The organism is Streptomyces sp. NBC_01176 (genome assembly GCF_045039825.1).
Taxonomy (GTDB): domain Bacteria; phylum Actinomycetota; class Actinomycetes; order Streptomycetales; family Streptomycetaceae; genus Streptomyces.
On record NZ_CP108600.1, the window covers coordinates 9,274,692 to 9,297,650 of the forward strand.

Here is a 22,959-nt window from a genome sequence, read left to right on the forward strand (position 1 = left end):
CGTCTGGTGAGAGGGTGTGAGGGCGCGGGGCGCAGGGTGTCGTCCAGAACTCGGGCAGACCGTCAACCCGCTGAAGCGAGGCCCGGGTGAAGGCGCTCGGTTCGTCCCGACGGGGGAGGCCCGGGTCGTTGTCATGCGGCCGGTTGAGCGGCTGCCGACCGTTCAGCGGGTGACTCGCCGACGAGCATCCCTCAGTACGCGCCGGGCCGCGAGCCGGCCCGACGTGGCGTTGTTGCCCGCGCCGGGCCAGGTCGACGCACCGGTCAGGTACAGGCCGGGTATCGCCGTGCGGTACCCGCTGTGCCCGCACATGGGCCGGAAGACGAAGTTCTGGGCCAGGTGGTGGCTCCCCGCGATGCTGTCGCCGCCGACGAGGTTCGGGTCAGCCGCTTCGAGGTCCTCCGGGGAGTACGCGGTGACGCGGGCGATCCGTGTCCGGCTGCCGGGTGCGTACCGCTCCAGCTTGGTGAGGACCCGGTCGGTCATGGCGTCGACGACGTCGGGCCACGCGGTGCCTCGAATCGTTCCCGCCGCGTCGCCCCGTACGACCGAAGGCAGCGTGCGGACCTGGATCCATACGACGTGGCGGCCCGCAGGAGCCCGAGTCGGGTCCACCGCGGAGGTCTGTCCCACGATCAGGAGGGGTTCCACGGGCAGGAGCCCGGCCTGCGACTCCGCGTACGTGCGAGCGAGGTCGTCGACGTACGGGGCCACATGAACGTACGCGAAACGCGCCAGCTCGTCTCCTGCCGCCCAGGGCAGCGGCCCGTCGAGGGCGAGATGCAGCATCAGGGTGCCCGGTCCGTACTGGTAGCGGGACGCCTTGCCGCGCACCTGCGCGGGTACCTGCTCGGACTCCAGGAGCCGTCGGTACAGGAGGGCAGGTCCTACGTTCGCGATCACCGCGCGGCGCGCTTTCAGGGTGCTCCCGTCGGTGCCGCGCACGCCCACGGCCCGTCCGTTCCGGCAGACCACGCGGTCCACCTCGAAGCCGGTGCGGACCTCGCCCCCGCAGTCGGTGAGCACGTCGGCGAGCGCTCGCGGGAGCCGCTGTGCACCTCCGCAGGAAGAGGCGCCGATGCTCCGACAGAGGACCGGCTGGACCACGTACCCGGCCGAGGCCGAGGCTTCCGTACCCGTACGGCCGTTCTCCCCGGCCGCGTGGCCTTCGGAATGGTCCGGCCCTTCGAAAGATCGGCATCTTTGGTCGGAAATGTCTTCAGGCCATCCTAATTTATGAAACGGACGGGTTCATACCGTGGTAACGGCTCGGTCGGGGGCGTGTGTGTGTTCGGCCCAGATGATCTTGCCGTAGTGGCTGTGGCGGGTTCCCCAGCGTTCGGCGAGTTGAGCGACGATGAACAGTCCGCGCCCGTTCTCGTCGAAGGTGCGGGCCCGGCGCAGATGCGGCGAGGTGCTACTGCCGTCGGCGACCTCGCAGACCAGGCTGCCGGCGTGATGGATCAGGCGTAGCTGGATGGGTGGTTGGGCGTGGCGGATGGCGTTGGTGACGAGTTCGCTGACGATGAGTTCGGTGGTGGGGATGGCGTCGGTGAGACCCCAGGCAGCCAGTTTCTCCGCGATGTGGGAGCGGGCGTAGGAGACGGCGGCCGGGTCGGCCGGCAGGTCCCAGGTGGCGACGGTACGGGTGTCCAGCGCGTGAGTGCGGACGGCCAGGACGGCGACCTGGGTGTGGGGCGCCTGGAGCAGGGCCTTGACGGCGGAGAGGCAGGTGGCGTCCAGGCAGCGCTGGGGCCGGGCGAGAGCGCTGAGCAGCTCGTCCCTGCCGGAGTCCCGCGCGTCTGCGTCACCATGGGTGTACAGCAGGAGCGTGCTGCCTTCAGGGAGGTCGATCTCCGTGGCTCCGAAGGGCAGGTCCGTCTGTCCCAGCGGCGGGCCTTCGGGCAGGTCGAGGGATGCGACCGTGCCGTCGGGTGCGATGACGGCGGGTGGAGGGCTCCCGGCGCAGGCGATCGTGCAGCGGCAGGACGCGGGATCGTAGACCGCGTACAGGCACTGGGCGCTGACGCTGCTGGTGGTGGTCTGGGTGTCGTGACCGGCGCGGACGTCGGGCCGTAGCCGGGCGAGGACGTCCGCGAGATGGGCAAGCAGTTCCTCCGGCTGCAGGTCGACGTCGGCCAATGTGCGTACCGCGGCGCGGAGTTCGGAGGCGGTGGCGTCGGCGTTCGGTCCGGTCACCGCGCCGGCGACGAGTCCGACCCGGGCGCCGGACAGCGGGATGGCGTCGAGCCACTGGGCGCGGACACCGAGCCGGCCGGACCCGGTTCGGCAGTGGCCGGCCAACTCCACCACCGCGGGTTGCGGCAGCGCGGCGGGCAGGATGCCGGGGGGTGAGACCGCAACGGGGTGCGGTGCCTCGGGGGTGTTACAGGGATCGCTGTCGGCTGGATCGGGCGGGCAGGACCGGTTCCGGGTGGCTGTGGCGGGCGCGTTCAGCCGATGCGACCGCACCCGGGAGACGACGATGCTCAGAGCGAAGGACAGGGCGACCGCGGTGATGACGACCGTCCGGCCGCCGGCCGACACGCCGTGGATGGCGAAGCCGTAGGTGACGACGGTGGCAGCCAGCGTGGCCGCGCCGATGAGCAGGGAGCGCCGCATGGGCAGGAGCGCGGCGGCGGTGACGGGGACGAGCACGGAGAATCCCGACCAGCGGACGAGGCCGCCTGTGGAATTCTCGAGCTGCACGGCGCAGGACCCGGCGATGTAGGCGATGAGCAGCACACAGAGCCACCTGTTCACTCGCGCGGCAGTCATCGTCGTCATCGCCTTTCCGTTGAGGGTGCGTCGGTACGGGAGCACCGGACAAGTCACGGGTCGACCTCCGTCGGATGGGGTGGCCGGGACGGGCCTGGAACCTGACCGTCGCCCGGAGCGGGCGTGCGCTGGATGGCCACCAGGGCGAGGTCGTCCTCCAGATGTCCGCCGGCATGGATGTCCACGTCGTCGTTGACGCGACTCAGCAGGCGGTGCGGGCAGTTCCACGGCCAGCTGGAGGCCCGTTCGAGGATCGGATAGAAACCGCCGGTGGTGTTGCGGGCCTCGACGACGCCGTCGGTGTAGAGCAACAGGGTGTCCGCGGGCCCGAACGCGAAGGTGTCGACGTGGTAGGTGTCGGGAGAGATGCCGGCCAGCCCGAGGGGCGGTGCGGGCCGGGGTATCGGCAGGGCGGCCACCTCGCCGCGGCGGCCCCGCAGGGGAGAGGGGTGCCCGCAGCTGATGACCTGGACGAGAGCCGCCTCGTCGGGGATTTCGACCAGCAGTGCGGTGATGAAGCGTTCGCTGCGCTCGGGGTCGCTGTCGGTGAGCTGCGCCAGATGCCTGCGGACACTGCTCTCCAGGGCGGCGGCCAGTTCGGGAAGGGCGGCGTGCTGGTGAGCGGCCTCTCGGAAGGCGCCGAGAAGGGCGGAGGCGTCCTCGACGGCGGGCAGGCCCTTGCCGCGGACGTCGCCGATGAGGAAACGGGTCGCGCGCTCGGTCCGGGCGGCGGCGTACAGGTCGCCACCCACCAGGGCGTGCGCCGCGGCCGCCCGGTAGGTACAGGCGACCCGCAGCGGACCGAGCCGCCGGGGCAGGGGGCGCAGCACGACCCGCTGGGCCACCTCGGCCACCGCGCGTACCTGGGTCAGCTCCCGCAGGTCGCGATCGTGCAGGGTCCGGGCGGTGACGACGAAGACCGACACCACCAGCAGGGCCGCGATGTGGATCGGCAGGACCGGCGAATGCAGCAGGCCGTCATGGCGGTCGATGACGAACACGGCCGCGCTGGCCGCCAGGGCGGTGCCCGCGGTGAATCGGGAGCTGGCGAACGCCGCCGTGGAAGTGGGGGCGGCGACCAGGAGCGGAGACAGGTGGACAGCCATGGGAGCGAAGGTCGCGGCCAGCGTGATGACGGTGATCAGCGCGACCGGGACCGCCGACAGGGTGAGGACGCCGCCGCCCACCCGCGGGCCACCGCGCTTGAGGAAGATGTGCCATGGATTCCGCGCGCGGCCGCCGCGGACACCCCGCTCGGCGACCGGGCGCCTCGGCCTGCCCGCGCCGACTCGGGGGAAGGGGAGCGAGGAACGGGTCATGGGGGGCCGCCTCAGGAGAGGGGTGATACGTCCGATCACTTCGAGCATCCGCCCGCACGCCGGCGGGCACATCGGTGCGGGTCCGTACCGCGCATCCGTAAGTCCCAGCGCCTCGGCGGAGGTCTTACGGCCCCCGGCTGCACCCTCCCCGCGCGCCTCCTGCGGGTTTCCCGCACACGCGCCGGCAGCGGCTGCCTGACGGCCACGGGGGATCTACCGTTGCAGCTATGGACGACCCCAGCTCTCTCCCGTCCCGGCAGGCGACCCGGGAGGTGACCGTCGTACTGGCCGACGATCATCTGGTGGTCCGGGCCGGAATGCGGCTTCTGCTGGCCCAGGATCCGGCATTCCGGATCGTCGCCGAGAGCGCCACCGTCCCCGATACCCTCGATGCGGTGCGCCGGACCCGTCCGCGGGTGCTGGTCCTGGACCTGACCATGGCCGGCAAGTCGAGTCTGCCCGTGATTCCCGCGCTGCTCACCGCTTCGCCCGGCACGCGGATCCTGGTCCTCACGATGCAGGAGGATCCGGCGTTCGCCCGGGAGGCGCTGCGCACCGGCGCGGCCGGATACCTGCTCAAGGAGGCCGCCGCCGAGGAGCTGCGGGCTGCCGCGCACCAGGTCGCCGAAGGCGCGACGTACGTCCAGCCGGTGCTGGGCGCCAGGCTTGCCGTCGAGATGCCGGGACCCGCCGATCAGGAGTCGTTGACCGCACGTGAGGCCGAGGTTCTGTCGCTGCTGGCGCTGGGCCACACCAACCAGGAGATCGCGCAGCGCCTCTACGTCTCGGTCCGCACAGTGGAGACCCATCGTGCCCGCATCCGGGACAAGCTCGGCAAGGACTCCCGGGCCGAGCTGATCGCCGCGGCCCGCGAGCGCGGCCTGGTGGCATGAGCGGACCGCGTCCGGCCCGATGGGGCCTTGTCCTGCAGGCGGTGGGAACCTGTCTGCTCGCGGCTGCGGTGGTCCTGGAGGTCACCGACCAGCCGCTGCCCTCCGAGCTGGCCCTCTCCCTTGCCGCGGCGACCCCGTTTCTCGGGGCAGCGCCGCTCTACACCGCCGGACGCCGTACCTGGATGGTGGTGGCCGGCGCCATCGCGCTCATGCTCGCCGTCGCCAGCCTGGTCCGGATCACCGAGCAGCCCCTGTTGAACGCCCTGCACGTGCTGCCGCTTCTCCTGGTCGTGTACACGGCTTCCACCATGCGCAGCGCCACCCACCGCGACCGGGGCCTCCAGCGTGAACGTGTCCGGTCCCGCCACGACGGAGCGGAGCGCGAACGCCGCCGCTGGGCCCGTGAACTGCACGACGACACCCTCCAGGAACTCGGCGCCGTGCAGGTGGTGCTCTCCTCCGCCGCCGCCGACGGCCGGCCCGAGGCCATGCGCGGCGCGATCGAGCAGGCACGCGCCCTGGTCGGCAACCAGATCACTTCGCTGCGCCACCTGATCACGGATCTGCGTCCCCTGGTCCTGGACGAGCTGGGACTGCGCGCGGCCCTGGAGGCGCTGTGCCGTCGCACCTCGGAGACCTTCGGTATCCGCGTCGATCTCCGGATCGATCCGCAGCATGCCGACATCAGCGACCGGCTGGCCTCAAAAGTGCAGGCCCATGTGTACCGCATCGCGCAGGAGGCGTTGACCAACGCGGTGAAACACGCCCAGCCCACTCGGATCACGGTCGGTGTGGAGTCCGACGGCCATGTGATGACGCTGACCGTCACCGACGACGGGACCGGAATGCCCCAGGCCGCGGACTCGAGGCGCTGGCCGGGTCTGCGTGCGGCCGCGCGCCCGGCCTCCACCGTGCGGGGAGTGGGCCTCTCCGCCATGCACGAGCGCGCGGACCTCATCGACGCGCAGCTCACGATCCGCAGCGTTCCTGGGAAAGGCACCGCCGTCGTCCTGCGCGTGCCCGAGTGAACGCGAGTTTCGTGTGGGCGCCGGATACGTTCTCCACGGTCCGGCGAGAGCGGGACAGTTGGCGGGTGACCGCTGTGCGGAGAACGCCGGTCCGGAGTTCTTACGAGAGGCTGACGCGGAAGCTGAACCTCTCCTGTCCCACCCTTCGCATGGGCAACTCTGGCTCTGCCCGCTTCCGACGGTGGTGGCGGCGAGTCCGAGGAGCAGCACATGAGCAGGCACAACAGGCGCAGGTCGTCGCGGAGGCGTCGGCTGACGATCGGCGCAGCCGGAGTCCTCGCCGCCGCGGCGGCCGCCACGTCGGTGACCGTCGCCTCGGCGCGGGAGACCCATCCACGGGGGGACACGGCCAAGGCCGACCATGCCGTGTTCGTCCAGGGCGACGAACTCGACGGCAACACCATCCACGTCTTCAAGCGAGGCGGGGGCGGCGAGTTGACGGCCGTGGGCCGCTACGCGACCGGGGGCAGGGGAGGCGACCAGCTCGATGCTCCCACCGACTCTCTCGCCTCCCAGGGTTCGCTCGTCTACGACGACCGGTCGGGGAGGCTCCTGGCGGTCAACGCGGGAAGCGGCACCGTGACGTCGTTCCGGGTGCGCGGCCAGAGGCTGACCGACCGCCAGGTGGTGCGCTCGGGCGGGGACTTCCCCTCCTCGATCGCGGTGTCGGGCCGGCTCGCCTACGTCATGAACGCCGGGGGCGCGGGCAGCGTTCAGGGGTTCCGGATCACGGCCGAGGGCCTTGCGCCGCTGCGTGGTTCGCACCGCTCACTCGGGCTGGACAACAGGAAGGTGCCGCTGTTCTCCAGTTCGCCGGGCCAGCTCGCGTTCACGCCGGGTGGTGGGCAGTTGGTCGTCACCACCAAGTCCGCGAACACCATCGAGGTCTTCCCGGTACGGCAGGACGGGCGCCCCTCGCGCCGTGCGGTGGTCAACCACTCGGCCGGAGGCGTGCCGTTCGCCATCACCTTCGACCGGGCCGGCCGCATGCTCGTGGCCGAGGCCAAGGACTCCACGGTCAGCACCTACAAGGTGCGTACCGACGGCACTTTGGACGTCGTTCAGAAGCCCCTGCCGAACGGCCAGAAGACGCTGTGCTGGCTGGAACGCGCGGGTGACTTCTTCTACGGGGGCAACACCGGCAGCTCGACCGTCACCGGTTACCGCACCGACCGCCACGGCAGGCTTGCGCTCATCACCGGTGACGGCGTCGCCACCCCGCCGTCGGCCACGGCCCGGGGTGTCATCGACCTCGCGGTGACGAAGGACGAGAGCTTCCTCTACGTACAGAACGCCACCTCCGGCACGGTCGAAGGGTTCCGTGTGGGCGGGAACGGCTCCCTGACGAAGGTCACCACCGTCACCGGACTTCCCTCCTTCGCCGAGTCCGGCATGGAGGGCATCGCCGCGGTGTAGGAAAGCGGCCGCCGCGGCGATGGGCGCCCCGGGCACCTTTGTCCGGGGTGCCACGCCGTGGGGCGGAGGGCTCGCCCGTCTCGCTTCTTCGCGGCGGTGCCGGCGGCACGCCCGTCGGGTCCGGTCCGCTAGAGCAACAGCACGACGGCGGCACCGATGCCTCCGAGGAGCAGGGCGAGGACGGCTTCGGGCCAGCCGCCCCGGCCCCAGCGGAACGGGTGGTCCAGAGCCAGCTTTCCCGGACCGGTGGCGGCGACGCCGAGTGCGACGACCACGATGCTCAGGTTGTATTCCAGGCCGCCGTTGGTCATCCACACTCCGTGGGCCGCGGTGACGGTCGCCATGGCGTTGATCATCACGCCGATCAGGGCGCCCGCTGCCAGCGGAGTGAACAGTCCCACCGCGAAGCCGAGGCCTCCGAGGAGTTCGGACGCCCCGCCGATCACGGCGTAGACCCGGCCCGGCCGGTAGTCCAGCGCGGCGAGCTCCTTCGCGGTGGTGGTCAAGCCGTCGCCGCCGAAGAACCCGAAGAGTTTCTGGGCGCCGTGCCCTGCCATCAACAGGCCGAACGTGAGCCTGATGAGCAGCAGACCCCAGTCACCGGCCGAGACCGCCGGCCGGTTCGGAGCGTCGGCCGCGGGGTCGGGGGAAGCGCGTAGTCGCTGAGGGATGGAGTTCACGGGGGCTCTTCTCCGCTCCGCGTTCCATGGCGGGGGCGGCTTGACCTTCGAGGAACAGCGGAGCTTGTTGTCGGGTCGTCGAGGACGCCTTGAAGGGGCGTGCGAGACCGCGCCACTGCCACGCACACGCCCCGCACAGTGATCACTGTCTGGCGTCCGTCCGGGGCAGGCCGCCGGTGTCTTCGGTGTGCGTCTGTGGCTGTGTGCTTCCATCCTTACTCCGCTTCGCCCTTCGTGGTCGGCTGGCCGGTGGGGAGGCGCGTGCCTGGTCCCGCACGGTGACGCCCGGTCGCGCAGCGGCACCGTGCGGTGGCACCGGGCGGCGAGGACCGGAGCCGGCGAAGGCGGAGAAGGCATCTCACCCGGACGTGTTGTTTGCGCGGCGGTGCGGGTGCGTGCAGGCATGGCGGGGGCGCGTACCGGAGAGAACCGGAGCATGCACGAACCGGTGTCCGACCAACCGCTCCCCGCCCCCGGAATCCAGCCCGCGACCGAGGTGGTCTTCACGGCGGACTTCGCTTCCGCACGGCAGTGGGTGGCCGGCCGTTCCTGGGCCTATCCCGACGGCGGTCCGGTCAATCCGGGCGACGACAAGCTCGATTACCTGGTTCAGGACGACACTTATTGCCGCACCGGCGTCTTCCGGGCCACCCGGAGACGGGACGGCTGGTGGAACACGGGACTGCTCACGACCGAAGGCAGTGAAGACGAGTTCGTCGTCCGCGCGGGCGACGTACTGGAAGCGCGTGTGCGGTTGCCCCGGGAAATGGGGGCCTGGCCGGCGATCTGGACCTGGCGGGACGGCGGCCAGGAGATCGACGTCTTCGAGTACCATCCCGACAACCCGGATCTGCTGGAGTTCTCCAACCATGTCCGCGGCGGCGGCCACTACTGCACGGACGAGTCGGTGAGTCCGGGCGCGTGGGTCGATCTGCGCGTCGAGTTCGGCGTCCGCTCGGTGGTGTGGTGGGTGAACGACACCCAGGTGTTCGCTGACCGGCGGGGGGTGGGGCGCGCCTGGCACGCCTACCTCATCGTCAACCTCTCGGTGTGCGCCGGGCGTTACCACCCGGCTCCCACCCGTGGGACCGGTGCGATGTCGTACGAGGTGGAGAGCCTGGTGGTACGACGTCCGGTGCCGACCGACTGAACGGTGAGGCGCTCGCTCCGCGACTCCGGTGGCGAAATGCAGCCCGCTTTATCGGCGCCGACGGTGGTGGTGTGCTGCCGTTCAGGACAGGGGCGTCGGCTCGGAGGCGCAGGCCTGCAGGACCCGGACGATGAGCAGTGCCACGTCGTCGTGGCCGCCCGGATCGCGCAGGGCGTGCAGGAGCACCTCGCAGGTCTCGTCGAGGGAGCGGTGCGGGTCGTCCAGGAGGGTGAGCAGACTGTCCATGCACGCGTCGATCGGGAAGCCGCGTTTCTCGACCAGGCCGTCGGTGTACAGGACGAGTTGATCGCCACGGCCCAGCGAGAGCACGCTGGTGTGGAAGCCGCCGTTGCCCACGCCCAGCGGGGTTCCGGTGGGCAGGTCGAGCAGTTCGTGCTTCCCGTCCAGCCGGAGGAGCGCGGGCGGCAGATGGCCGGCCAGCGAGATGAGGCATCGCGCGCTGTACGGGTCGTAGACGGCGTAGACGCAGGTGGCGATGATGTCCTGCTCCAGGTCCTCGGTGATGCGGTCGAGGTGCTGGAGGACCTGGGCGGGGTCGAGATCGAGGCCGGCCAGGGTGCGGGTGGCGGTGCGGAGCTGGCCCATGGTGGCGGCGGCGCTGACGCCGCTGCCCATGACGTCCCCGACGACCAGGGCGGTCTTGTCGCCGCCGAGAGCGATGACGTCGAACCAGTCACCACCGATCCCGCTGGCCGCCCTGGCGGGCTGGTACCGGGAGGCGACGGCCAGGCCCGGCCGCTGCGGCGGAGGGTGGGGGAGCAGGCTGCGCTGAAGGGTGAGGACGGTGCGTCGTTGTTCTTCGAAGGCACGGTAACGTTCGGTGACGTCCACGCTGGAGGTCACCACGCCCAGCGCCTTTCCGTTGGGTGCTTCGAGGCGGTGGAACGAGATCGACCAGGCGTGCTCGTTGTCCGGGTCGGCCGGAGTGCGGCCCGAGGTGTACTGATCCAGGACCGGGGTGCCGGTGGCCAGTACCTCGTGGATGGTCGTTTCGAAGGACTCGTCCAGGAGGGGAAGCACCTCGTGCACGTGCCGGCCCAGGTGTTCGTCGGCGGGGACGCCGCTCATCCGTTCCTCTGCCGCGTTGACCGAGACGTACCGGAGGTCGGTGTCCAGTACACCGAGCCCGATGGGTGACTGGGAGACCAGTCGTGCGGCCAGTGCCAGCTCGCGTTCGACCTGCCGCAGCGTCGCCTGGTCCGCGGCGAGCCCCAGGGCGTAGTGGTCACCCTGTTCGTCCTGGAGCCGCATGTTGCGGAACTCCACACGCCGCGTGCTGCCGTCCTTGTGCCGGATCGGGAAGACTCCGGCCCAGCTGCCGCCGCCCTCCATGACCTGCGCGAACAGGCCGAGGACGATGTCCCGGTGCTCCTCGTGGATCAGGAGGCGGCCGGCGAACTCGCCGAGCGCCTCCTCGGCGCTGTAGCCGAAGAGATCCTCGCCCTGGGGGCTCCACAGAACGATCCTGCCGTGGTCGTCGAGGAGGATGGCTGCCACGCTCAGCAGGTCGAGGAGACCACCGGACGCGGTCGGGGCGACGTCCGCCGCGTCGTAGTCGCGCTCCAACGACTCGGCTGCACCCATCCCATCCCTCCTCACTGCACGCGGCCACCGGGTGGCTTCAGGACGCCGAGGTACCCCATGGCTCGGCGGCAGACGTCATTCTCCTCCTCATCGTCTCCCTCCACGCCGAGTCCCGCAGCTATACCCGCCGCAAACCCCGGAACAGGAGTTTCGTGCCGGACGCGGGCGGCTACCGCTCAAAATACGCGTGCCCACGCCGCCACGGCGCCCGGTCGGGACAGGTCGGAGGGATCCTGCCGGGGTCGGTCCGCCCTGCGGCACGTGCACGCGCAGTCGTGTTTCCTCCGGGGCCACCCGTAAGGCCCATGACGCCATCGAAGGTGTCACGGTCGTCCGCGGCGCCGGTGACAGCGCGGGGTCATGGGCGCGGAGACGATGCGGCCACCGACCGCGGCCACCCGGTCACCTGCGCGTGACGGCTCCGGCGGGCCCGTGGACCGACGCGCGCGGACGCCGGCGGGCGGCGATCACGGCGGGGCCGCGGTTGTACACCCCGGGCTGCGGACAGATGCTGTAGACATCGCCACGGGTTGGGGTGGTGCCATGAATGTCTGGAATGCGAACGACAGCGTCTACTTCCGTGGTCCCCTCGACGTCACGCGGGCCGCCACGGCGGTCCTGGATGCCCAGGGCTGGGTCGTGGGATGGAGTCCGGCGGCCGAGGAGATGCTCGGCTACCGGTCGGACGAGATCGTGGGGCACCCCGTGGACACGCTGTTCGCGGGCGGGCGTTCCTGGCAGCCCGGCCTGGCCGCGTGGCATGACGCCCCGAACGTGCGCAGCAACGCGGTCGACCTGAAACACCGGGACGGCCACATCGTCCGGTCGGCGACGATGATGTCCCGCCTGTCCCACGAGAGCGAGGGGCCCGCCTGGGTCGTGGTCGCGGCGGAGCTGGAGGAGGTCCACGAGTGGGAGGCGGGCCTGGCCATGCTGCGCGGCCTGGCCACCCAGTCGCCCATCAGCCTGACCATCTACGACACCGACCTCCGGCTGACGTGGGCCAACACCGCGTCGGGCCGGGAGTTCACCGAACCGGTCGAGAACGTCATCGGGACACTGTCGCAGGACCTGTACCCGGGGGGCGCGGTGCTGACCGAGGGGGCACCGTCGACGCTGGAACAGGTCATGCGGAACGTGCTGACCACCGGCGAGCCGGTCGTCGATCTGCGCTATCGCGGGCGGCCGCCGGCCGACCGGGAGCAGGACCACGTCTGGTCGTGCTCCTACTACCGCCTGCAGGACGCCCGCGGGCAGACGCTGGGCGTGTGCGAGGACGCCTTCGACGTGACCGACCGCTATCTGGCCCAGCGGCGGCTGGCGCTCCTGGTACGGGCCGGAGCCCACATCGGCCGCACCCTCGACGTCTCGCGCACGGTCACGGAGTGCGCCGAGGTCAGCGTCCCGGAATTCGCCGACGCCGTCGTGGTGGACCTCGTGGAGGGAGTCACGGAGGGGGAGGAACCCTCACCCAGGCAGGTGTGCCCGGGGCCGCTGGTGCGCATGGCCCGCCGCTCGGCCGACGGTGTTTCCGAGGGAGACCCCGCGGAGACACCGTCGGCCGAGCGGCACGTCACCTACGCCGCGGATTCGCCCCAGGCCCGCAGCCTGTCCTCCGGCCGGCAGGTCCTGGAAGAGACCGGACCGGGCGACACCGGGCCCCCGCCCGGCGCCGAACCGTGGGCCCATTCCCTGCTCGTCGTACCTCTTCGCGCCCGCGGCACGACGTTGGGGCTCGTCACGTTCCTGCGCGGCCGGACCTGTGCCCGCTTCGACAGCGACGACCTGTCGCTGGCCGAGGAACTGGCCACCCGCACCGCCGTCTGCATCGACAACGCACGCCGTTACACCCGGGAGCGCACGGCCGCCCTCGCGCTCCAGCGCGACCTGCTGCCCCGCCACATCCCGCCGCAGACGGCCGTCGAGGTGGCCCACCGTTATCTCCCCGCTCACCTGGCCGGTGTCGGCGGCGACTGGTTCGACGTCGTGCCGCTGTCCGGAGCACGGGTCGGGCTGGTCGTCGGCGACGTGGTGGGCCACGGTCTGCGCGCCGCCGCCACGATGGGACGCCTGCGGACGAGTGTGCGCGCCCTGGCACGGCTGGACTACACCCCCGACGAACTGCTCACTCGCCTCGACGACCTGGCCGAGCAGACCTCCGAGGAACAGACGGCGGCACATCGGGTGAGCGGTCAGCCCGCCGACGCCGGGTCGCACGACGACCCGGCCCTCGGTGTGACCTGTCTCTACGCCGTGTACGACCCGGTCATCGGGCGGTGCGCCATGGCTCGCGCGGGGCACCTGCCGCCCGCGGTCGTCACCCCCGACGGAGTCCTCACCTTCCCCGAGCTCCCCTCCGGGCCACCGCTGGGTCTGGGCGGTCTGCCCTTCGAGAGCGCGGAACTCGAGCTGCCCCAGGGCAGCCTCGTGGCCCTCTTCACCGACGGTCTGGTCAGGGGCCAGGATCACGACATCGAGTGCGGACTCGAGCGGCTGGGCCGTGTGCTGTCCGAACACGAGAAGCCTCTCGAGGAGTTGTGCGATCAGATCATCGCCGAACTCCTCCCCGAGGGCCCGGCCGCCGACGACGCGGCCCTGCTGCTGGTACGCACCCGGGTGCTGGACTCGCACGAGGTGGCCGCGTGGGAGCTGCCCCTGGACCCCGCGGCGGTCGGACGCGCCCGCAACCTCGCCAGTCGGCAGCTGGGGAGCTGGGGGCTGGCGGAACTGTCCTTCACCACCGAGCTGGTCGTCAGCGAGCTGGTCACCAACGCGATCCACTACGCCTCCGGTCCGATCCAGCTCAGGCTGATCCGCGACCGCAGCCTGCTGTGCGAGGTCTCGGACACGGGGCACACCACGCCCCACCTCCGGAGGGCCGCCAGTGACGACGAAGGCGGGCGCGGCCTGTTCATCGTCGCGCACATGGTCCAGCGGTGGGGCACGCGCTATTCGGCGGCCGGCAAGACCATCTGGACGGAACAGCCCCTCCCTCCCACGGACATGCCCTGAGGGCTGCCGGTGTCCCGCCGGCGGCGTTCGGCCTGCCCGGTCGTGCCCGGTCCTGCCCGGTCCTGCCCGGTCCTGCCCGGTCCTGCTCGGACGGTCCCGCCGAGGCAGTGGTGCGGACCCCGGTCCGGGTCGCCGAGCGTGCCGGTGTCCGGCCGCGGTCGGCATTTTCATCCGTACGACGGTCAGTGGCCCACCGCCGTTTCCCACAGCCGGCCCATGGGGGCGAACTGTGGTCATGTGCAGGCAAGTTGATGTGGCAGGCTGTCCTGAGCCGTTCGCGTGCGGGGAGCCGGAGCGGTCGTCGAGAGGAGCGCAGCGTGAAGCAGGACGGATTCCGTGCCGAGGAGATCGACACCAGCAGGCCGCACCCGGCGCGGATCTACGACTACCTCCTGGGCGGCAAGGACAACTACGAGGTGGACCAGCAGGCCGGCGACGAACTCGCCGCCGCGGCCCCCGAGGCGCGGATCGGCCTGCGAGCCAACCGCGCGTTCCTGCAGCGCGCCGTCCACCACGTCGTGGGCAGCGGCGTCCGCCAGATCCTCGACATCGGCACCGGGCTGCCCACCTCGCCGAACGTGCACGAGACGGCCGAGGCGGTGGCACCCGACGTGCGCATCGCGTACGTCGACAACGACCCGATCGTGAACGCCCACGCCCGCGCGATGGTCAGCCGCTCCGCTCCGACCAGTGTCGTGCTCGCCGACCTGCGCGACCCGCAGGCCATCGTGAACCATCCCGACGTGCGCCGTGTCATCGACTTCGACGAACCCGTCGCCCTTCTCCTCGTCGCCGTCGTCCACTTCCTCACCAATGCGGACAATCCACAGCAAGTGGTCGCCGCACTGCGCGACGCGCTGCCCGCGGGCAGCTTCCTGGTGCTCTCGCACGCCACGGGCGATTTCGCCGACCGCCGTGACGCGCAGGCCGTCTACAACAAGGCCAGCGCCACCCTGAACCTGCGTGGTCGCGCCGAGGTCGAGCGGTTCTTCGACGGGTTCGAACTGGTCGAACCGGGCCTGGCCCAGGTTCCGTTCTGGCGCCCGGACGGCCCGCCTCCGGCGAGGTCCGGCGAGATCGGTTTCTATGGTGGTGTGGGGCGCAAGAACGGCTGAGCCGCCCGCCCCACCCTCACTCCCACCCACCCGTCCGCCTGTTTCCCGAGGTGCCGAGCCCGACCCGGTCGGGCTCGGCACTCGTGCGTTCCGCCCCTCCCCGATGTGACGTCCTCCATTGCGTTTCCCGGGCGCAGCGGTGAGTCTCTCCCCGAACGATTCTCCGAAGAACTGTTATTCGAGGCTCACCGAGCGGTCTCCCAGGTATCGGACAGCATCGTTCGGCGTCGAGGACAGGGAAGCGTTTGATGAGCACACGGCACACGGTGGACGAGGCGGCACTGGTGACCGCTGCCCGGAGCGGCGACCCACAGGCTCAGGACGCCCTGGTCGGCGCGTACCTCCCGCTGGTCTACAACGTCGTGGGCCGGGCGCTGAACGGCTCCGTCGACGTCGACGACGTGGTGCAGGAGACCATGCTCCGTGCGCTGGACGCGCTGGGAAGTCTGCGTACTCCCGAAAGCTTCCGCTCCTGGCTCGTGGCGATCGCGATGAACCAGGTCCGGAGGCACTGGCAGGACCGGGAGTTCGCCCCGGGAACCGTGGAGGACACCAAGGACGTTGCCGATCCGGGCGCCGACTTCGTGGACCTGACGATAATGCGACTGCAGTTGTCCGGCCAGCGCCAGGAGACCGCGCGCGCCACCCGCTGGCTGGAGCCGGACGACCGGGCGCTGCTGTCGCTGTGGTGGCTGGAGTGCGCCGGCGAACTCACCCGGACCGAGGTCGCCACCGCCCTGGAGGTGTCACCCCAGCACGCGGCGGTCCGGGTGCAGCGGATGAAGGCACAACTGGAGGCGGCGCGTGTGGTCGTACGGGCGCTCGACGCGCGGCCGCCGTGCGGGGAACTGCGCGGCGTACTGGCCTCCTGGGACGCTCGCCCCTCGGCGCTGTGGCGCAAGCGAATAGCCCGGCACGCCCGCGGATGCGCCCGCTGCTCCGGCCTGTGGAGCGGACTGATGCCCGCGGAGGGGCTGCTGGCCGGCCTGGCACTCGTGTCGGTATCGCCCGCACTGCTGGAGAGGGTGCGCTCGGCCCACGGTGGTATGGCTCCGGCCGGCTCGGCTTCGGAACTCGACGCTTCCGGTGCCACCGCCGGACCGGGAACGAGGGCCCGCCACCGTGCCGGCGGCCGCGCGGGTACCTCCCGTGGCGAGGCCCGTCGCCGGCGGCGTGTCCGGCGCCGTGCGGTCGGCGGTGCCGTCGTGGCGGCCTGTGTGGCCGGCGGCGGTCTCTGGTACTTCGGTTCGGACCCCGGGAACGGGGGCGGGGGAGGGAACGCCGCGCAGACCACCGACGACCACGTGGTGGGTCTCTCGGCGCCCAGCGCCTCCGAGGGCACGCCGTCGGTGTCCCCGTCGGCTTCGCCGTCCGGGTCACCGTCCGCGTCGGCATCGAAGAAGGCGAGCCCGTCCAAGGCCCCGCGCGCCACGAAGAAGAGTGTGCCGACGCCCCGCAGGTCCGCGGCGCCGGCCAGGACTTCGGCCAGTGCGCCGGCGGAGGTGGCGGCGGCGCCGGCGCCGGCGAGCACCGTCGCGCAGGTGGTCGCGCTGGTGAACAAGGAGCGCGCGGCGGCCGGCTGCGGAGCGCTCACCGAGGACGCGCAGCTGGAGAAGGCCGCGCAGGCGCACTCCGACGACATGGCCGCCCGCAACTTCTTCGAACACACCAACCCGGACGGTGCCGACCCCGGGCAGCGCATCACGGCCGCGGGATACCGCTGGTCCACGTACGGAGAGAACATCGCCCAGGGGCAGCAGACGCCGCAGGCGGTGATGGAGTCGTGGATGAACAGCCCCGGCCACCGCGCCAACATCCTCAACTGCTCGTTCAAGAACATCGGCGTGGGTGTCCACAAGGGGACCGGCGGCCCGTGGTGGACCCAGGACTTCGGCGCCAAGTTGTGACGGCACCCGCGTCCGGGCGCGGGGACGTTCGGCGCAGGCGCTTCGCCGGCTCGCGGCTCTCGTAGAAGGTGCCGGAGAGCCGGTCGACACCCGGCCGGGTCCCGGCGAGCCGGACGGGAAACGCGGCGCCCGCTCGGAGTTGGGCGGCATCGACGGCACCGACGCATGCGCGGACTCGCCCTGTCGGGGATCAACCTCTGTGCCGTCAAGGCGAGTTGGGTCATCGAAGCCCGTGATGCCGCCGAGGCCGGAGGTGGCTTCGGAGGTGCTCCCCACGGGAGCCGACCGGCTCAGCTCCCCGTCCACCGCCGCCCCCCACTCTGCCCCGGGCCGTCTCACCGGCCGTGTCGACGACGGCCCGGGTGCTGCCGCGGCAGGCGCCACCGGTGTCCCGGCGGGGCGCCACGAAGCGTCAGATTCCCACGTCAGCGGGCCCTTTGGGTGGGCGTCAGGTGCGCTCGGGGCGGCGGGCGGACCGGGTACCTGCGTCCATTCGGGTGGTGCTGGAAAACTCCCGCGTGTCCGATATGGCAGATAAAGGGATTATCGGTACGTTCTCTCATAGATCGGCTGCTTGGCCGACGTCTCAGAGATTGGGAAAGTGACATGACCACGCGCAACATTGCCGTGACGGCCGCTGCTGCGGCTGCTACGGCCCTCGTCGCCACGGGCGTCACCTACGCCTCGGCCGCCGCGGCTCCTGAGGCCGCCCCCGTCGTCAAGCAGGTTGCTCCCATGGGTGGCGACAGCGGGCAGTCGAAGGGCAACGAAGGAGGAGGTGGCGGCGGCGACCGTGGTGGCCGGGGCCACTACGAGGGCCACATCGACTTCAACGAGCGTACGTACTCCGCCCAGAGCTGGGGCTGCATCACCGTGATCAGCGGCCTCGGCTCCCGTAGCTTCAACGTCCGCAACGACAGCCACAAGACCGTCGAGGTCTTCCGCGGCGCCACCTGTGACAACGGTTCGCCCGTCGCCACGGTCGGCCCGTGGAGCACCAGCAACGGTGTCATGCCCTTCCGCGTCCACGGTGGCGTGAAGGTCAAGAACGGCGTCGTGGGCAGCTTCCGCGTCGTCGAGGACCACCACCGCTGGTAGTAACGGCGTCACCGCACCATCCGCACCGCATGGAGAACCCGGCCCGCTGCAATCGGGCCGGGTTCTCCGGCATGTGGTGCTGCCCCACCCATGCCCACGAGGGGGGAAATTGAACATCTCGGGCGCGGGCCGGCTCCGCCGTGCTCGCCGCCCACCGGCAGACCTCGGCCCGGACCGGGATCGGCTGCCGCAGGCGACCGGCGTTCAGGGGGTGGGTGGGACCCGGAGGGCGAGCAGCGCGGTGTCGTCGCTGGCCCAGCCGCCCGTGTGGTCGGCGAGGACCTGGCCGAGATGGCGGACGGTCTCGGTGGCGTCGGCACCGTGGGTGGCGGCCAGGGCGGCGGCGAGGTCCGTCTCGTCGAAGAGGGGGCGCGTCCCACCGTGGGCGGCGGCGCGCGGACGGGCTTCGGTGGCGCCGTCGGTGTAGAGCAGCAGGGTGTCACCGGCGGCGAGGCGGAAACGGACGTCGGTGAGACGGACCTCGGGCAGGATGCCCAGGAGTGTTCCCGGCCGGCCGACCGACTGGATGCGGCCGTCGCCGCGGCGGACGAGGGCGGGGGGATGCCCGGCCGTGCACAGGCGTCCGGCGAGGCCGCCGGCGGTGAGGCGGAAGGTGGCGTACACGGCGGTGAGGAACCGGCCGCCGCCGACCCGCTGGTCGAGCAGCGCGGAGTTCAGGTGGGTGAGCACCGTGGCGGGGGAGAGCTGCTGGGTGGCCTCCGCGCGCAGGGTGTAGCGGGCCAGGGCGGTGACCTTGGCCGCCTCGGTGCCCTTCCCGCAGACGTCTCCCATGACGGTGGACCACCAGGAACCCTTGGCGCGGAACAGGTCGTAGAAGTCGCCGACGACCTCCGTGCCGCCGGCGGCGGGCAGGTAGGACGCGGCGGTGTCCAGGCCGGGAACGGGCCGGAGCACGGGTGGCAGCAGGCTGTCCTGGAGGCTGCGGGCCAGTTCGCTGGAAGCGGCCAGCGCCTGCTGGGCGGTGGCCAGGGACAGACGCAGGTTCATCTCGTTGCTGACGGAGTGGGCCATCGTCTCGATCGTGGCGAGTTCCTGCGGCTGCCAGACGCGCGGGTTCTCGTCGATCACGCACATGCTGCCCAGGACTTCCCCGCCGGGCCCCAGGATCGGGTGGCCGGCCCAGGCGCCGATCTTCATCGGGGCCACTGAGGGATGGTCGCGGGTGCGCGGGTCCAGGGCCGCGTCCTCCACCGCGAAGGAGTCGCCCTCCAGGCCGACCAGGAAGTAGCAGAGGCTTTCCCCTACGCGGTTCTGCCGCTCGTCGGTCTTCGTGGCGTCGACGCCGACGCACGCCTTCCAGAACGAGCGCCGGTCGTCGACCAGGGTGATGAAAGCGCGGCCGCAGCCGGTCACGGTCGCCGCCAGCCGCGCCAGGCTCTCGAACTCGGGCTCCGGACCGGTGTCCATCAATCCCGTCGCGGCCACCGCCGCCAGCCGAGCCGGATCCGACAACGCCGCCGGCAGTCCGTCGGCGCGCACTCCGCCCGGGAACGTCACACCCGGCATCCCCGCGCGCCTCCAGATTTCCCATGGCCTGCCGCAAACATAGCGGTCGTCGTCCGTGCGGTGGTTGCCGGGCCGGTCATTTCGACCGGGAGACCCGCCTTCCGCGTGCGGTCAGCCCGGCAGATGCGCCAGGGCGGTGGTCAGGTCGGGCTGGACATCGAAGCACTCGACCGTACCCGTGACGTCCATGCGCTGGTGGAACTGCCTGCTCAAAGGGCCGACAAGCGTCAGGTCGCCCTTCTCGCGGGCGGCCAGCAGATGCCCCAGCAGATGTTCGTCGCCGAAGGCGAGGCCGGCCAGGTCCACGATCACCGGACAGCCGGAACCGGCGGCCTCACCGAATATCTCCTCCAGTTCCCCGGAGTTCGTCAGGTCGGCACATCCCCGCAGGAGCATCACGAACGCCCTCGGCGACTCGTACCGGGTGGTGATCACCACCAGCTCATCCGAGGCCGCGGGGGAGGTATCCATCCGTCCAGCATCTCACTCCCGGTTCCCGACCGGGCGCACGGGACTCCGCGGCATGCCCGTGGTCGTCGCGCGCGCCCACGGCCGGTCCGGCGATGCCCGGCCCGGAGACGTCGTCCCCGCAACGCCCTTTACGGAACGCCGAGTTCGAACAGGGCGTATCCCGCGTACGAGCCGGAGGCGAGCGCGGCGATTCCGAGGACGGCGCACAGCACCGGCGTACTGAGCCGGCGCATGCCGACGGCGCACGGGATGAACAGGGGGAAGGCCGGGAGCAGGTAGCGCGAGACGTTGCCGAAGATCTGCTGGCTTCCCAGGATGAGTGCGATCGTCAGGAGGGTGTGGACGACGAGGACCGGTGGCGGGCGGAGCCGCAGCAGCAGCGGGAGGACGATCAGGGCCAGCAGGACCGTGCCGACGGCGATGAGGTCCTCGTAGGGAGAGGCGAAGAGGTAGTCGAAGTGACCCACCGGCAGGGAGGTGAACACGTCGAGGGTCTGTCTGCCGTAGTCGAACGTGTGGGCCCAGGCGCCCTCCTGGAGCTTGAAGTACCCGCCGTAGTCACCCATCCGGTATCCCACCCAGCCGAGGTAGCCGACCAGCCCGAGGGGGGCGATCGCCACGGCGGCCAGCGGACGCAGGACGATGCCCCGGCGTTCCTGCCCGTGCGGACCGGTGGCGCCGCCCCAGCGGCGGGACTCCCGCCACCGCCGGTGCACGGCCAGCAGGGCGGCGACGGCGAGCGCCGCGATCAGCGCGGTCGCCGTCGGGCGGGTGAGACCCGCGGCGCAGGTCAGAAGGCCGGCGGTGAGCCAGCGATGTCGCATGACGGCGTAGCAGGCCCAGGCCGCGAGGGCCACGTAGAGCGACTCCGAATAGGCCGACCACTCCATGCCGGAACCGGGCCACACGGCCCAGAGGCCGGCGGCGGCGAGCCCGGCCCGGCGACCGCCGATCCGCGCGGTGACGGCGTGGATCGCCAGGGCGGCTGCGAACGAGGCGACGACCGAGATCAGCAGACCGGCGCCGAACAGGCCCAGGCCGGTGCACGAGGAGAACAGACGCATCAGAGCCGGGTACAGAGGGAAGAACGCCGCTGAATTGCCCTCGATGGTGATCAGGCCGGTGGCACCGGGCACCGGGACGAGCGCGGGGTGGTAGCCGTGTGCGGCGATCTGCTGGTACCACCAGCCGTCCCAGGTGGCCAGCACGTCCCAGACGTGGGCGCCGCCGCCGAAGCGCGGGTTCTTGCGGCGGAAGTCCCCGGAGGAGTCGAGCAGGTACATGAACACGCAGAAGCCCACGAGCTTGAGCGCCCCGTACAGCGCGAGCACCGGACCGTGCCGCTCCGCCGCCCGGCGCAGCCGCGGCCACCGGTGCGCAACACCGGTGGGGGAGGGGACGAAGGCCGGGGAGGTGTCGTACGACGGCGGCGTCGCGGGCGAACGGCCCCCGGTGTGCGGCCTGTTGTCCTCGTACGACGGAGGGTTCGCGACGTGCGGGTCGATCATCGGACCTCGACTCCCGCTCGGCTGCCGTTCGGGGCGGCGGTGAACACCCAGGCCCGGAGAAGCAGGAAACGCAGCAGCGTCGCCACCAGGTTGGCGACGACGAGCACCACGACCTCGGTGGGCCGTCCGGGACCCGGGACCCAGCGGTGCAGCACGGCGAGCGCCCCGCTGGTGAGCGCCAGGCCGAGGCCGAACACCGCCAGCCCCTTGGCCTGTTGGCGCAGCGCCCCGCCGCGCCCGCGCAGCCCGAAGGTGAGCCGCCGGTTCGCGGCCGTGTTCGCGACGGCGCAGAACAGGAGCGCCCACGCGTTGGCTCCCTGCGGACCCGCGGCCGGACGCAGGGCCACGTAGAGCAGGACGTACCCGACCGTGCTCGCCACGCCCACGGCACCGAACCGCAGCACCTGGGCGACGAGCGACCCCGGCGGCTCACCCCCGGTGGCGCGCCGCAGCCCCGCGGTCGGGAGCGTGCCGCGGGCCAGCGCCCCGCCCATCCTGGCGATGCCGCGCAGGTCGGCCACGGCCGTGGGGATCAGGTCGACCCGGCTGTCGGGGTCGTCGACCCAGTCGACCGGTACCTCGTGGATGCGCAGCCCGGCCCGCTCGGCGATCACCAGCAGTTCCGTGTCGAAGAACCACTCCGAGTCCTCCACCAGCGGAAGCAGCCGCTCGGCGACATCGCGTCGGACCGCTTTGAAACCGCACTGCGCGTCGGAGAAGCCGACGGCGAGGGTGGACCGCAGCAGGACGTTGTAGCAACGGGAGATGATCTCCCGTTTGGGACCGCGCACCACGCGGGAACCACGGGCCAGCCGGGTGCCGATGGCCATGTCGGAGTGGCCGGAGATCAGCGGAGCGACCAGCGGGAGCAGCGCCGTCAGCTCGGTGGACAGGTCCACGTCCAGATAGGCCAGGACCGGGGCCCGAGACCGCGACCAGGCGACGCGCAGAGCCCGTCCGCGCCCCTTCTCGGCCAGTCGTATCCACTCGGCCTCCGGCAGTTCGGCGGCCAGCCGGGCCGCGATCCGCGGTGTGGCGTCGGTGCTGGCGTTGTCGGCGACGGTGATGCGGAACGGGTAGGGGAACGTCTCCCGCAGGTGCGCGTGCAGCCGCCGCACGCTCGGCTCCAGATCCCTCTCCTCGTTGAACACGGGGACGACCACGTCCAGGACGGGTTCCGGATGGTGCGCCGGCAGCGGCAGTCGGAGCGGCAGTCCGTCCACGGGCAGTCCTGTCGGGAGGCCGGTCGGGCCGGGCCGCATGGTCTTGGTCATGATTCGTCCAGGTATGTTCGTCGGCGCAGGGCATCCCGAGGACACTCACGGCGGAGCCGTGGTCACGGAGTACGGCTGCGGGCGGAGCGGGGAACGGGGCGCGGCTGCGGGCGGAGCGGGGGAACGGGGCGCGGGACGGAAGGTTCCGTGGCGGCGGGGTCGGGGCGGAAGGTTCCGC

Annotated in this window: 17 protein-coding genes; 8 read left to right on the forward strand and 9 right to left on the reverse strand. The window is 71.5% G+C overall.

All coding sequences use genetic code 11. The annotated features are described in order from the left end of the window. Nucleotides 1-162: 162 nt before the first annotated feature. From OG199_RS40305 to OG199_RS40315, 3 genes are all read right to left on the reverse strand, one after another. Nucleotides 163-1,107: a phytoene desaturase family protein gene (locus OG199_RS40305; RefSeq protein ID WP_405833851.1), complete on the reverse strand. Its 945-nt coding sequence runs from the start codon at nt 1,105-1,107 to the stop codon at nt 163-165. Between the two features lie 144 nt (nt 1,108-1,251). Further along, nucleotides 1,252-2,787, reverse strand: a complete 1,536-nt coding sequence (locus OG199_RS40310) for a SpoIIE family protein phosphatase (protein WP_405833853.1) — start codon at nt 2,785-2,787, stop codon at nt 1,252-1,254. A gap of 44 nt (nt 2,788-2,831) precedes the next feature. Continuing rightward, nucleotides 2,832-4,097 (reverse strand): PP2C family protein-serine/threonine phosphatase, encoded by a 1,266-nt coding sequence (locus tag OG199_RS40315; protein ID WP_356805876.1) that lies wholly within the window; start codon nt 4,095-4,097, stop codon nt 2,832-2,834. A 227-nt stretch (nt 4,098-4,324) separates the two neighbouring features. On the opposite strand from OG199_RS40315, the gene OG199_RS40320 reads away from it, so the two are divergent. The 3 genes from OG199_RS40320 to OG199_RS40330 all read left to right on the forward strand — a co-directional run bounded on the left by OG199_RS40320 (nt 4,325) and on the right by OG199_RS40330 (nt 7,434). Beyond that, complete coding sequence (locus tag OG199_RS40320) at nt 4,325-4,990, forward strand: response regulator transcription factor (RefSeq protein WP_356805874.1); 666 nt, start codon at nt 4,325-4,327, stop codon at nt 4,988-4,990. Continuing rightward, a complete protein-coding gene (locus OG199_RS40325; RefSeq protein ID WP_405833855.1) occupies nt 4,987-6,018 on the forward strand; it encodes a sensor histidine kinase in 1,032 nt (343 codons plus the stop codon). Before OG199_RS40320 ends, OG199_RS40325 begins: the two co-directional genes overlap by 4 nt. Nucleotides 6,019-6,228: 210 nt before the next feature. After that, nucleotides 6,229-7,434: a lactonase family protein gene (locus OG199_RS40330; protein ID WP_405833857.1), complete on the forward strand. Its 1,206-nt coding sequence runs from the start codon at nt 6,229-6,231 to the stop codon at nt 7,432-7,434. A gap of 128 nt (nt 7,435-7,562) precedes the next feature. Here OG199_RS40330 and OG199_RS40335 read toward each other — a convergent pair whose 3' ends face one another. After that, complete coding sequence (locus OG199_RS40335) at nt 7,563-8,105, reverse strand: DoxX family protein (RefSeq protein ID WP_401803784.1); 543 nt, start codon at nt 8,103-8,105, stop codon at nt 7,563-7,565. Nucleotides 8,106-8,550: 445 nt separating this feature from the next. Here OG199_RS40335 and OG199_RS40340 point away from each other — a divergent pair, with 445 nt between their 5' ends. Further along, the gene (locus OG199_RS40340) at nt 8,551-9,264 is read left to right on the forward strand and encodes a beta-glucanase (RefSeq protein WP_405833859.1); all 714 of its coding nucleotides are present in this window, start codon (nt 8,551-8,553) and stop codon (nt 9,262-9,264) included. 81 nt (nt 9,265-9,345) lie between these two features. On the opposite strand, the gene OG199_RS40345 is transcribed toward OG199_RS40340, so the two are convergent. Beyond that, nucleotides 9,346-10,869 (reverse strand): SpoIIE family protein phosphatase, encoded by a 1,524-nt coding sequence (locus OG199_RS40345; RefSeq protein ID WP_356805864.1) that lies wholly within the window; start codon nt 10,867-10,869, stop codon nt 9,346-9,348. A gap of 543 nt (nt 10,870-11,412) precedes the next feature. Here OG199_RS40345 and OG199_RS40350 point away from each other — a divergent pair. From OG199_RS40350 to OG199_RS40365, 4 genes are all read left to right on the forward strand, one after another. Beyond that, nucleotides 11,413-13,881 carry a SpoIIE family protein phosphatase gene (locus tag OG199_RS40350; RefSeq protein ID WP_405833861.1) on the forward strand — a complete coding sequence of 823 codons (2,469 nt, stop codon included), beginning with the start codon at nt 11,413-11,415 and terminating at the stop codon, nt 13,879-13,881. Nucleotides 13,882-14,198: 317 nt separating this feature from the next. Beyond that, the gene (locus OG199_RS40355; protein WP_401803404.1) at nt 14,199-14,996 is read left to right on the forward strand and encodes an SAM-dependent methyltransferase; all 798 of its coding nucleotides are present in this window, start codon (nt 14,199-14,201) and stop codon (nt 14,994-14,996) included. 248 nt (nt 14,997-15,244) lie between these two features. Next, nucleotides 15,245-16,903, forward strand: a complete 1,659-nt coding sequence (locus tag OG199_RS40360; protein WP_405833863.1) for a sigma-70 family RNA polymerase sigma factor — start codon at nt 15,245-15,247, stop codon at nt 16,901-16,903. Between the two features lie 606 nt (nt 16,904-17,509). Beyond that, on the forward strand, nt 17,510-18,001 hold the full coding sequence (locus OG199_RS40365; RefSeq protein ID WP_356288389.1) for a hypothetical protein: 492 nt from the start codon (nt 17,510-17,512) through the stop codon (nt 17,999-18,001). A gap of 204 nt (nt 18,002-18,205) precedes the next feature. On the opposite strand, the gene OG199_RS40370 is transcribed toward OG199_RS40365, so the two are convergent. The 4 genes from OG199_RS40370 to OG199_RS40385 all read right to left on the reverse strand — a co-directional run bounded on the left by OG199_RS40370 (nt 18,206) and on the right by OG199_RS40385 (nt 22,781). Continuing rightward, nucleotides 18,206-19,528 carry a SpoIIE family protein phosphatase gene (locus tag OG199_RS40370; protein WP_405833865.1) on the reverse strand — a complete coding sequence of 441 codons (1,323 nt, stop codon included), beginning with the start codon at nt 19,526-19,528 and terminating at the stop codon, nt 18,206-18,208. 111 nt (nt 19,529-19,639) lie between these two features. After that, on the reverse strand, nt 19,640-19,999 hold the full coding sequence (locus OG199_RS40375) for an anti-sigma factor antagonist (protein WP_356809005.1): 360 nt from the start codon (nt 19,997-19,999) through the stop codon (nt 19,640-19,642). 128 nt (nt 20,000-20,127) lie between these two features. Then, on the reverse strand, nt 20,128-21,507 hold the full coding sequence (locus tag OG199_RS40380) for a hypothetical protein (RefSeq protein WP_405833867.1): 1,380 nt from the start codon (nt 21,505-21,507) through the stop codon (nt 20,128-20,130). Beyond that, the gene (locus tag OG199_RS40385; protein WP_405833869.1) at nt 21,504-22,781 is read right to left on the reverse strand and encodes a glycosyltransferase; all 1,278 of its coding nucleotides are present in this window, start codon (nt 22,779-22,781) and stop codon (nt 21,504-21,506) included. The genes OG199_RS40380 and OG199_RS40385 overlap by 4 nt, the downstream gene beginning before the upstream one ends. Nucleotides 22,782-22,959: the final 178 nt, after the last annotated feature.